The sequence below is a fragment of the Stenotrophomonas sp. 86156_Sma genome (genome assembly GCF_056481625.1).
The window spans coordinates 2,335,880-2,347,876 of the sequence record NZ_CM151157.1; the positions used below are offsets into that span (position 1 = coordinate 2,335,880).

At 65.8% G+C, this 11,997-nt stretch carries 8 protein-coding genes; 5 read left to right on the top strand and 3 right to left on the bottom strand.

Annotation, left to right across the window (positions count from 1 at the left end):
• Positions 1–101 precede the first annotated feature (101 nt).
• The gene (locus tag ACZK33_RS10995; RefSeq protein WP_423174998.1) at positions 102–3,011 is read left to right on the top strand and encodes a VIT domain-containing protein; all 2,910 of its coding nucleotides are present in this window, start codon (positions 102–104) and stop codon (positions 3,009–3,011) included.
• Positions 3,012–3,081: 70 nt separating this feature from the next.
• On the opposite strand, the gene ACZK33_RS11000 is transcribed toward ACZK33_RS10995, so the two are convergent.
• The 3 genes from ACZK33_RS11000 to ACZK33_RS11010 form a co-directional block, all read right to left on the bottom strand.
• Entirely contained in the window at positions 3,082–4,260 is a 1,179-nt protein-coding gene (locus ACZK33_RS11000) for a hypothetical protein (protein WP_423174999.1), read from the bottom strand.
• Between the two features lie 124 nt (positions 4,261–4,384).
• Positions 4,385–5,347, bottom strand: a complete 963-nt coding sequence (locus tag ACZK33_RS11005; protein ID WP_423175000.1) for a phosphatase PAP2 family protein — start codon at positions 5,345–5,347, stop codon at positions 4,385–4,387.
• A 143-nt stretch (positions 5,348–5,490) separates the two neighbouring features.
• Positions 5,491–6,693, bottom strand: a complete 1,203-nt coding sequence (locus ACZK33_RS11010) for an acyltransferase family protein (protein ID WP_423175001.1) — start codon at positions 6,691–6,693, stop codon at positions 5,491–5,493.
• 175 nt (positions 6,694–6,868) lie between these two features.
• Here ACZK33_RS11010 and ACZK33_RS11015 point away from each other — a divergent pair, with 175 nt between their 5' ends.
• The 4 genes from ACZK33_RS11015 (at position 6,869) to ACZK33_RS11030 (ending at position 11,948) form a co-directional block, all read left to right on the top strand.
• The gene (locus ACZK33_RS11015; RefSeq protein WP_423175002.1) at positions 6,869–7,729 is read left to right on the top strand and encodes a LytTR family DNA-binding domain-containing protein; all 861 of its coding nucleotides are present in this window, start codon (positions 6,869–6,871) and stop codon (positions 7,727–7,729) included.
• A gap of 70 nt (positions 7,730–7,799) precedes the next feature.
• Positions 7,800–8,925 (top strand): peptide chain release factor 2 gene (gene prfB, locus ACZK33_RS11020; protein ID WP_097048047.1). Its coding sequence is split into 2 segments (ribosomal slippage): positions 7,800–7,874 and positions 7,876–8,925, totalling 1,125 coding nucleotides; the frame shifts between segments, so codons are not numbered across the junction.
• Between the two features lie 225 nt (positions 8,926–9,150).
• On the top strand, positions 9,151–9,933 hold the full coding sequence (locus ACZK33_RS11025; protein WP_423175003.1) for a helix-turn-helix transcriptional regulator: 783 nt from the start codon (positions 9,151–9,153) through the stop codon (positions 9,931–9,933).
• 629 nt (positions 9,934–10,562) lie between these two features.
• Entirely contained in the window at positions 10,563–11,948 is a 1,386-nt protein-coding gene (locus ACZK33_RS11030) for an NAD-dependent succinate-semialdehyde dehydrogenase (RefSeq protein WP_423175004.1), read from the top strand.
• The last annotated feature ends 49 nt before the right edge of the window (positions 11,949–11,997 follow it).

Genomic DNA, 11,997 nt, shown 5'->3' on the forward strand with positions numbered 1-11,997 from the left:
CATGGTGCCTGTGGGTGGGGGCAAAGAAAAGTCGCGCACGGTCCAACCCCATTCCAGCTGTCCGTGCGTTCAAATGTCCACGATCCCACTGGAGCCCTGTCATGGTCTTCGTCCGTTGCTGCGCTGTGTTGTTGCTGGCCCTCGCGGCTGGGCCTGTCGGCGCTCAGTCGCCACGTATTGCCAGGCCGCAAGCCACCACCCCGCTGTTGATCGCGCCCGCCGCCGAACAGCCGGTGCAGCTGCAGCGTGCCCGCATCGAAGGCGAGGTCCAGGCCGGCATCGCCCAGACCAGGATCACCCTCGAATTCCACAACCCGAACCGACGCGTGCTGGAGGGCGAGCTGCAGTTCCCGCTGGCCGATGGCCAGCAGATCACGGGCTTCGCGCTGGACATCAACGGTGAACTGCGTGACGCCGTGCCGGTGCCCAAGGACCGTGGCCGCCAGGTGTTCGAGGAAATCGCCCGCCGTGGTGTGGACCCGGGCCTGCTGGAACAGACTGCCGGCAACCAGTTCCGCCTGCGTATCTATCCGCTGCCGGCCGGTGGCAGCCGGCGCGTGCAGCTGGTGATTCGCGAACCGCTGGCCTTCGCCGGCCAGGGCTGGCAGTGGACGCTGCCGCTGCAGTTCGCCGCTGGCGCTGCATCGGTTGAGCTGAAGCTGCAGGCGCCGGAAGCGGCCACCGCAGGTTCGGCCCCATTCCGCATCAATGCGGGCCAGCTGCACTGGCAGGGCAAGGGCGCGCAGTTGCCGACGCAGCTGCAGTGGAGCCTGCCGGCGGCACGTCAGGCGCAGGTCCAAGTGGCGCCCTGGCAGGACGGGCACTACCTGTTGGCGCAGCTGCCGGTGGCAGTCAGTCGCACGCCGCGCACACTTCCCAGCGAGATCGGCCTGCTGTGGGACGGCTCCGGATCCTCGGGTCAGCGCGACCGCACACGTGAGTTCGCGCTGCTGGATCGCTACTTCGCAGCGATGGGTGACGGCACCGTGGCGTTGACCGTGCTGCGTGACCGTGCCGAACCGATGCGTCGCTTCCGTGTCCGTGCAGGCAACTGGAGCGAGCTGCGTGCAGCACTGCAGGCCGTACGTCCCGACGGTGCCAGCGCGCTGGCGCAGTGGCAGCCGCAACCGAGCGTGAAGGAGTACCTGCTGGTCAGCGATGGCCTGCTGACCTATGGACCGGAAGCACTGCCAGCACTCGCACCGCAGCAGCGCCTGTTCGCGGTCAGCAGTGCTGGTGCGCGAACCGATGCAGTGCGCCTGCGCGGCTGGAGCGAAGCGCATGGCGGTCGCTTTGTCGCGCTGGGCAAGGATGTTGATGCGGCCGCTCGCGAACTGCTGTCGTCGCCGTTGGACGTGCAGGTCGATGCGGGCCGTGGCGTACAGGATGTTGTGATCGATCGTCGCAGCGAGGCCGAAGGCTGGCTATGGCTGCATGCCCGCCTTGCGGCGGACGGCGTGCCGATGCGGGTGCGCGTGGGCGGCGGTGAATGGCAGGCACTGCCGGCAACGCAGAAGAGTGACGACGGTGAATTGCTGGCCGGCTTGTGGGCGCAGGCCCGTCTGCAGCAACTCGGCGCCGACGGCCGAGGCAACCGCGAGGCAATGCAACTGCTGTCGCAGCAGTTCGGCCTGGTCGGACCGGACACCTCGCTGATCGTGCTGGAGACCCTGGAGGACTACCTGCGCTATGCGATCCGCCCTTCGGGCAAGCTGCGCGCCGAGTACGACGCCAGGTTTGCAGTGCAGGTAAGTGATCGCGCCGCTGCTGATCGCCGGCGTCTGGATGAAGTGGCGGCACGTTGGAAGGAGCGCCAGCAGTGGTGGAACCGAAGCTGGCCGAAGGGAGCGCCTCCGCAGTTGAAGGGCGGGGCGCTGGAAGTTGCATCCGCGGATTACGCGATGGACTCGGCGCCGGTGGCGATGCTCGCTGCGCCGGCCCCCGCGGCACCGCCCGCGCCGGCACCGATGGCTGCCGCCGAGCAACGCATGGAAGCCAGCAGCGCGCGTGCACGTCGCTCAGCGTCCGCATCGAACAAGGCCCTGGATTCAATCACGGTCACTGGTGGTCGTGTCGCTGCGCCCTCTGCCGCCAACGAGGGCGAGCTCGGCATCCAGCTGGCGGCCTGGCAGCCGGACTCGGCCATCGCCCGGCGCCTGCGCCAGGGCCCGGCGTCGCAACTGTATGACCGCTACCTGGCCGAGCGCGATGCACACGCCGACAGCAGTGCGTTCTTCCTCGACGTGGCCGACCTGCTGCTGGAGCAGGGCCAGCGCGAACTGGCATTGCGCGTGCTGTCGAACCTGGCCGAGATGGACCTGGACAACCGCCACCTGTTGCGTGTGCTCGGCTACCGGCTGATGCAGGCCGATGCCCCGGCACTGGCGGTGCCGGTGTTCGAGCAGGTGCTCGCGATGGGCCAGGAGGAACCGCAGAGCTTCCGCGATCTGGGCCTGGCACTGGCGGCTGCGGGCAAGCCGCAGCAGGCGTTGGCGCCGCTGTACCAGGTGGTGGTGCGGCCGTGGGACAACCGCTTCGACGGCATCGCCCTGATCGCATTGGACGAGCTGACCAACCTGGTGGCACGCAGCACGCCACGGCTGGATACCCGCAGCATCGACCCACGCCTGCTGCAGGCGATGCCGCTGGACCTGCGCGTGGTGCTGTCGTGGGATGCCGACAACAGTGACATGGACCTGTGGGTGACCGACCCGAACGGCGAGCGCGCCTACTACGGCAACCGCCTTACCTACCAGGGCGGGCAGATGTCGCAGGACTTCACTGGTGGCTATGGTCCCGAGCAGTTCTCGCTGCGCAACGCCAAGCCGGGCAAGTACAAGGTGGAGGCGAACTACTTCGGCAGCCGCCAGCAGCTGGTGACCGGTGCGACGACGCTGATGCTGCGCCTGACCACTTACTGGGGCACGCCGAAGCAGAAGGACCAGATGGTGACGATGCGGCTGAAGGATCGCGCCGAGACCGTGCTGGTGGGCGAGTTCGAGGTGAAATGACCGACCCCAGGCATATGTAGAGTCGAGCTTGCTAGACTGCCTCGATGTAGAGCCGAGCCCATGCTCGGCTCTATACGACGGAATCCTGCTGCTGTTTCCCGCGCATCCATGCGTCGAGTTGTCTAGCCAACGTACGATTCTTGTAGGCAGATGCAGCTGAGCCCGTGCCTGGAACCAGATTGATTCCTAGTCGTGCGTTTATCTGCTTGACCCATTCAGGGAAATGATCAAGCGTGGCGCCGATGATTGGCGGCAATTGGAAATCATTGCTGGTGGGTTCGTCCCGGTAGGCGACGTAGGAGTCATTGCCGACGCTCAGATTGATTGACCAAGGGGTATCAGGCCAGCTGCTGAGAGTCAGGCTGACACGTGGATGGCCGTTCTGGGTGCTGTACTCGCCATCCTGATACAGCGTGATGCGCGCGTTCCAGTCACGGATGTTCTCCACCGTCCATCCCTGGCGCTTGACCAGCTGGATGGCGGCGCCTGCCATGACGCGCTCGTTGTGCATTGTCGACAGCTGTTCGCAGAGGGTGTTGAACGCCGGGTCTTCGGGACCATGCGGCTGGGCTGCCATCGCTGTGTAGTGGAGAAGCGAGAGAGATCGTTCACGGGCTGCGCTCTCTGCGTGATCGCGATCAAGCTGAATTTTCAGCGCGCCGAGGCGGGTTCGAGTATCCAGCAGCGTGACCAGAATCATGCCCCAGTACAGGATGCTGTCGAGCTGTTCGGCATCGTGTTGAACGCGCTGAATGGCTTCGTGGACCTGTGGTGCCAAGCTGCGATAGGGCAGAAATTTTTCCACTTTTTCACGTTGGGCGTAGTACGACTGGTATTTCCTGCAATGCTCCACCAGGCGGGTGCGCCATTTCAGATCGGCTGCATTTGCAACCGTGCCACTCGGCAGCTCGCCATGTTCATTGAAGCCAAAGCAGAACAGGTGCTCGAGGCTGCGGCTGGGTTGGCGCGTGTCGTAGCCCACCGGGAGCTTTGTGAGTTCCAGATAGGCTGTAACAAGGGTGGGAAAGTCTCTCTCAGGGAGTCCGGCGACCTTCCAGTCTCCAACACGCAGCCAGTGGAAGTAGAAGCGCTGCAACATTTCCCCAGACAGGTGACGACCTGCTTTCGGTGCCAGTACGCCGAGTTGGTAGTGATAAGCCGGGTAAATATCGCCTTGACGCTCCTCGGCAAGCGCAGCGTCTTCTGAGTCAACAAAGGCTACCAGCAGATTGATGTCGGATTGATCCATTGCAGGTCTCCAGGCGAAGGGGCCTTCCGTCGGGAAGGCGACTTCCTAGGCTGGCAGGGCGCTGCGGAACATCCAATGCGAATAGTTGCAAATGCCGCGAAGGGGCGCGTATCCGTTGCCCGTATCAGGTCCCACGTGGAATCCACCTCGCCAGCGCCACACCGCCGCCTAGGATCAACAGCCTGCCAATGGCCTGCCACACCAGCTCGGTCGCCGGTGCATCAGGCAGTGGAACGGCCGCGGCAAGAAGATCGATCAATGGCCGAGCCAGCGTGTAGATCACCACCACACCCAGCACGCGCAGCACCCGTTGTGTGACGCTCTGCGGATCCACCGGCCAGCCGCGCCATTGCAGCCACGCCACCAGGAGGCCCAGCGCGAGCAGTCGTCCGGCTTCACCAACTGGAACGAAGCGGGTGGTCGCTGCCGCCCACGCCAGCAGCACGCCAAGCCCCAACAGGACCGGCAGCTGCCACTGTCTGCTTGAGCGCATCCCTGGCATCAGCTGCCATGCCAACAGAGCCACGCCGATGCCGATCAGCCATCCGGCCAGCACGTCGGCCAGGAAATGCCGGCCCAGGTACTTCCGTGACAGCGCCATCAGCAGCGGCCAGCCCAGCGCCAACGCCCAGCGCAGCCAGCGTCGGCGAATGCCGAAGGCCAGCAGCAGGCCGACGCAGGCAGCGGTGGCCACGCCCACATGGCCACTGTTGAAGCCATAGTCGGCGTCGGGCTGCGCGCGCAGCATGGCGGTGGCCTGCGCATCCGGCAGCGACCAGAACGATTGTCCGCCGCCTTTGACCACGAAGGGGTGCGACGGCACCCCTTCATCCAGCACGCGCGCATCCACATCCGACGGGCGGGGCAGGGCGGCACCCTGCTTGATCGCGTGGGTGGCGCAGGCCATCAGCAGTACCGCCAGCATTACGCACAATCCGGCGCGCAGCCGTGCGCCGAACGCGCACAGCAGGATCAGCGCCGTGTAGGCCATTTCGTAGCCGAGCAGGCTGATGAAGTGCATCAGCGACAGCATCCCGCCGGCGTCGAAGGTCTGCTGCAGCCACAGGTGCCAATGGGTCTGGAACATCCGTTGTCCTCATTGCGCTGTTGCCATACGCGTAGGCGCTGACATTGGCGGATTATCGGTTGGTGGACGGGTAGAGCCGAGCCTATGCTCGGCTCAAGGCAGAAGCAGCCGAGCGCGGGCTCGGCTCTACAACGGCACCGAACTCAGCGCGCCGTTGCGGCGCGTGCAATCGGCGACGCTGGCGGATCGGCACGTAGGCCGAACAGCGGCCGCAGCCAGCGCGAGCGGCGGATCAGCAGCTCGTGGATCAGCAGGCAGCCGCCGATGGTACCGGCCAGCAGCAGGGCCGGTTCCATCCACGGGCCCAGTTGCAGTGGCTTGAGCCAGAACAACAGCACGATGATCAGGCTCTGGTGCAGCATGTACCAGGGATAGATGGCCTCGGTGCAGTACCGCAGCCAGCGGAACGGGCGATCAAGGAACACCTTTCCCCAGCCCAGGATGGCCAGCAGCGCGGTCCATACGTACAGCGACTGGCTGGTCCGGACCTGCAGGTCCCAGAACGGTTCGGGCCATTGCCGCAGGGGGGAATCGGCCGCCAGCACCTGGCCAAGGATGCGCAGGCCCATGTACCAGCCGACCGCCGCCAGTGCCAGCCACAGCGTGGTGCGGCGCAGGGCCACCACCCGTTCCCAGAACAGTGGCTCGCGACCCAGCAGGTAGCCGGCCAGGAATACCGTGGCGTACTTCGCGTGCTGGTACCAGTCGCCGAGCAGCGCATTGGTGGACGGATAGATCGGCTCCAGCCAGATCACCCAGGCCAGCAACAGGGCGAACGGAATGCCAATCAGCAGCGCGGGCGAGGCTGCAACGCGTGCCATCGCCCCGCGCACTACTGTCGTTCCCAGCAATGGCATCAACAGGGCCAGCGCCAGGGTGTAGTTCCACAGGTAGGCCAGGTACCACAGGTGGTTCCAGGTGATGCCGTACTGCCAGCCGGCGAAGCTGCCTTCCGGCCAGGGCCGCACCTGCCAGTAGCGCAGCAGGAAGTGGCCGAAGCCCGGCGCTACATGGCCGTTGGCCACGCCTTCGCAGTACGGCTGGATCGGTACGATCACGAACATGCCGAACAGCAGGGGCAACAGCAGCTTCCAGGTGCGCAGGCAGGCGAAGCGCAGCAACCTGCCTTCGGGTCGCATCAGTGCGATGGCGATGCCCGAGATCAGGAACAGCAATGACATCCGCCAGCGATTGACGAACACCATCGGCCACTGCAGCCATTCGGCCGTGTGCACGCTCTTGAGGTGGAAGCCCCAGTCGTCCACATAGGCCATGGCGGTGTGATAGAGGATCAGCAGGGCGAAGGCGAACACGCGCAGGGCGTCGATGTCGTGGCGTCGGGTCATGGGGGTGGTGTGCCGGAGAGTCGAGCCAAGGTGACGCCGCCCGGTCCGAGCAGCGACTTCCAAGGGGCCGCCGGAAGCCGCGCAGTGACCAATGGCGGGGGTGGTGGGACCAATGGAGCCGCTACCCTCGGTCCCTTGAGGCAGGCTGGAGCACCGCAACGACATGGATGCAGCAATGACCCAGGGCCGACCACCGCGCTGGCGCACGTCAACCCGCCTGCTGGTATGGGCGGCCATCCTGTCCGCTTCAGCAGTGACCAATGCGCTGGTGGAAGTGATGGATGCCGGACGCCGCGGCGCCGATCTCGGCCTGTGGGAACCGATGATCTGGGAGTTCAGCAGCCTCGGCCTGATCCTGTTGACCCTGCCACTGCTGTGGTGGGGCTGCGAGCGTTGGCCGCTGCATGCCGATACCTGGAAGCAGCGATTGCCGCTGTATCTGCTGGCCAGCGTCGGCTGGTCGCTGCTGCACGTGGTGGGGATGATGCTGCTGCGGCACCTGGCCTATGGAGCGCTGGGCTATCGGTACCAGGACGATGCCGGCTGGCTGGAGCGTTTTGCGTACGAATACCTGAAGGATGTACGCACGTTTGCGATGTTCGTGGCACTGGAGCACTTTGCGAGCTGGTTTGGCCGGCGCCGGCAGGGTGAGGCGAGCCTGCTGGCCGAGCCCGATGTCGGCCCGCCGGTGGAGCCGGTCGAGCGCCCCCAGCACTTCCTGGTGCGCAAGCTGGGCAAGGAGTTCCTGGTCGCCACCGCCGACGTGGAGTACGCCCAGGCGGCGGGGAACTACGTGAACCTGCGGGTACGCGGCCACGACTACCCGCTGCGGATCACCATGGCGGTACTGGAACAGCGGCTGGACCCGGGTGAGTTCCTGCGTCCGCACCGCAGCTGGCTGATCCATCGGGGCCAGCTGCGCTCGATCGAGCCGCTGGACGGCGGCGAGGCCCTGCTGCACATGGCCGACGGGGCGAAGGTGCCCTGCAGCCGGCGCCAGTTACCGCTGCTGCGGCAGGCGCTGGGGGCAGGGTGAGGCCCTCATTCCGGGCATCCCCGGCCTGCGGTATCATTACCAGTCATCTTTTGAATGCATAACCGCCGACATGATCGAACTGAATCCTGTCCGCCAGCGCATCACCGATCTGACCGATCGCGTGCTGTCGCTTCGGGGGTATCTTTGACTACGACGCCAAGAAAGAGCGTCTTGAAGAAGTAACGCGGGAGCTGGAAAGCCCCGACGTCTGGAACAATGCCGAATACGCCCAGAACCTGGGCCGCGAGCGTTCCAGCCTGGAAAAGACCGTGGGCGGCATCGCCTCGGTGTTGGACGGCCTGGCTGATGCCACCGAACTGCTTGAGCTGGCCGAGTCTGAGCAGGACGAGGACACCGCGCTGGCCGTGGTCGCCGACCTGGACAAGCACCAGTCGCACGTCGAGAAGCTGGAGTTCCAGCGCATGTTCTCCGGCGAGATGGACAATGCGGCCGCGTTCGTCGACATCCAGGCCGGTGCCGGTGGCACCGAAGCCCAGGACTGGGCCGAGATCCTGCTGCGCATGTACCTGCGCTGGTGTGAATCGCGCGGCTGGAAGACCGAGCTGATGGAAGTCTCCGGTGGCGACGTCGCCGGCATCAAGTCGGCCACGCTGCGCGTGGAAGGCGACTATGCCTACGGCTGGCTGAAGACTGAGACCGGCGTGCACCGCCTGGTGCGCAAGTCGCCGTTCGACTCGGACAACCGCCGCCACACCAGCTTCACCTCGGTGTTTGTGTCGCCGGAAATCGATGACAACATCGACATCACCATCAACCCGGCCGACCTGCGTACCGACGTGTACCGCTCGTCCGGTGCCGGTGGCCAGCACGTGAACAAGACCGAGTCGGCGGTGCGAATCACCCACATCCCGACCAATATCGTCGTGGCCTGCCAGACCGGCCGTAGTCAGCACCAGAACCGCGACAACGCGATGAAGATGCTGGCCGCCAAGCTGTACGAGCTGGAGATCCAGAAGCGCAACGCCGAAAAGGACGCGGTGGAAGCCACCAAGTCCGACATCGGCTGGGGCAGCCAGATCCGCAATTACGTGCTCGACCAGAGCCGTATCAAGGACCTGCGCACCGGCATCGAGCGTTCGGATACGCAGAAGGTGCTCGACGGCGACCTGGACGAGTTCGTCGAAGCCAGCCTGAAGGCCGGCCTGGCCGTGGGCTCCAAGCGCGTCGATGCCTGATCGACCCGCCTGCGCGGAGATCGTCACCCTCGTGCGCAACGCCGAGGGTGGTTGAACCGTTTTTGTGTAGAGCCGAAGGCAGCGGCAGGAGCCGCTGCCAACGTCGCTCGCGACGGCCCGCAGGGTGCCGGTCAGGGCGACCGGGCATAGCCATGCTCGGCTGCTTTTCGCGAGCTGGTGGATGCGTCGAGCATGGCTCGACGCTACAAAGTGTAGGACGGGCCGATGATGCGCAGCGAAAGTGAACGCAAGGAACTCGGCGGCTTCCTCAAGGCCTGCCGCGCCCGTGTCGACCCCGCCACGCTCGGCCTCCCGGCCGGGCGCCGGCGTACCCCGGGCCTGAAGCGCGAGGAGTTGGCGCTGGCGATCGGGGTCAGTGTCAGCTGGTACACCTGGATCGAGCAGGGCCGTGAAGTACGCGCCTCGCCCGAGGTACTGGAGCGGCTGGCGCAGGTGCTGCGCATGAGCGACGACGAACGTGCCTACGCGTTTGCGCTGTCCGGCTACGGCGTGCCACTGGAATCGCCGGACGAGAGCGTGACCGACGGCCTGCGCCAGCTGGTCGAGGCCATGCAGCCGATCCCGGCCTACGTGCGTAATACCCGCTACGACATCCTGGCGTGGAACCCGGCCATCGCCGAGCTGTTCGTGGATTACAGCCAGCTGGCGCCGCATGAGCGCAACACGCTGCGGCTGATGTTCCTGTATCCGCCGTACCGCACGCTGATCCTCAACTGGGAAGAAATGACCCGCGGCCTGTTGGCCGGCTTCCGCGCGGCGATGGCGCAGGCGCCGGACAAGGCCCCGTTCCTGGCGCTGGCCGAGGACATCGCCGCGCATAGCGAGGAGTTCCGCCAGTGGTGGCCCGAGCACGACGTGCGCCGGTTCGACGAAGGCGCGAAGAAGCTGAACCACCCCACGCGCGGGTTGCTGGACCTGCAGTACGTGGCGCTGGTGCCGGAGAGCCGGCACGATCTTTCCTTGGTGACCTACCTGCCGCGTAGGTAGGTTGGTCAGCAGGGCTGCGCCCTGCACCCACAGAGGCCGAAGCGACAGCAACAGCAACAGCGGGCATTCCGTGGGATGGCGGGGCGGTGTGGGTTGGCAGGACACGCCGTAAACCCGTCCCTGGGGGCTCGATGGCGCCATCCATGGCGCCAACGGTCCTGCCAACCCACACCGCCCCACCTCTGACAATTTCCCGCGCGGCCTGTTGTAGAGCCGAGCCGATGCTCGGCTGCTTTTCGTTCCAATTTCGAAACAGTCGATTCCGATGGAGATTCATCCACGCATGGCGTGGATGTCCGACAGATCGCAGGAACCTGTCGAAGGCGGGGTGGGTCCGGTTGCGGGGGCGTGAGCCGCATGGATGCGGCGACCGAGCTTACATGGACGTACTTGCAGCGACCCCCGCAACCGGACCCACCCCGCCATCCCACGGAATGCAGGCCTTTGACCTTGACGTTGCCCTGGCCTCTGCGGGTGCAGGGCGCAGCCCTGCCAGGACAACCCACCCATTCAGGCAGGTAAGTGCAGGTCACAGGATAAGCAGACGCCTTGTTGTGCCCGTCGATCGGGTCCACATTCCTGTGCAGGAGACGGGCCGCCGCCCGTTGTCGAGACACCAGGAGCCCTGCATGTCCGCTGCCCCCAGCACCGCCATTTCCCGCGATCCGGCCACCGGCCAGCAGATCGCCAGCCATCCCTTTGCCACCGACGCCGAACTGGAAACAATCCTGGATCGCGGCCAGGTTGGCTTCGCGGCCTGGAGCGCCAGGAGCCTCGAACAGCGTGCAGACGTACTGCGTGCGATGGCGGTGGTACTGCGCCGTGACCGTGAAAAGCTGGCCGCGCTGGCCACCGCCGAAATGGGCAAGGTCCAGGCCGAATCGCTGGCCGAGATCGAGAAGTGTGCCGTGCTGTGCGACTGGTACGCCGACCACGGTGCGCAGTTCCTGCGCGACGAACCGACCCAGGTGCCCGACGACAAGGCATACGTGTCCTACCTGCCACTGGGCGTGGTGCTGGGCATCATGCCGTGGAACTTCCCGTACTGGCAGGTGATGCGCGCGGCGGTACCGATCCTGATGGGCGGCAACGGCTTCCTGCTGAAGCCGGCCGAGAACATCGTCGGTACCGCGCAGCTGCTTGACGCCGCCTGGCGCGACGCAGGCCTGCCGGAAGGCACCTTCATCGCCGCCAACATCAGCCGCGACGGCACCAGCCGCGCGATCGCAGATGATCGTATTGCTGCGGTCACCCTGACTGGCAGCGTGGCCGCCGGCCGCAGCATCGCCGCCCAGGCCGGGCAGGCGCTGAAGAAGGTGGTGCTGGAACTGGGCGGCTCGGATCCGTTCATCGTGCTGGCAGATGCCGATCTGGACGCTGCGGTCGATGCCGCCGTGGCCTCGCGCTTCCAGAACGCCGGGCAGGTCTGCATCGCCGGCAAGCGCATCATCGTTGAAGACGCGGTGTACGACCGCTTCGTGGCGCAGTTCTGCCAGAAGGTGCAGGCGCTGACCATCGGCGACGGCCGTGAAGCCGGCAACCGTATCGGCCCGATGGCACGCCAGGACCTGCTGGAACAGCTGGACGCGCAGGTACAGGCCTCGGTGGACGCGGGCGCGAAGCTGCTGGTCGGCGGCCATCAGCTGGATCGCCCGGGCGCGTTCTATGCCCCCACCGTGCTGGCGGACGTGGAGCCGGGCATGCAGGCTTTCGATACCGAAACCTTTGGTCCGGTTGCCTCGATCAGCCGTGCCCGCGATGCCGACCATGCGGTGGAACTGGCCAACCAGAGCGAGTTCGGCCTCAGCGGCAACCTGTGGAGCGGCGACCGCGCACGGGCCATGCAGCTGGCGCGCCGGCTGCAGACCGGCGGCGTGTTCGTCAACGGTTTTTCCGCCTCTGACCCGCGCGTGCCGATCGGTGGCGTGAAGAAGAGCGGCTTCGGCCGTGAGCTCTCGCACTTCGGCATCCGCGAATTCGTCAACGCGCAGACGGTGTGGTTCGACAAGCGTTGACGCGCAGCTTCCATCCTTCCTGCAACGATCCATCATCAGTCCAGCGAAA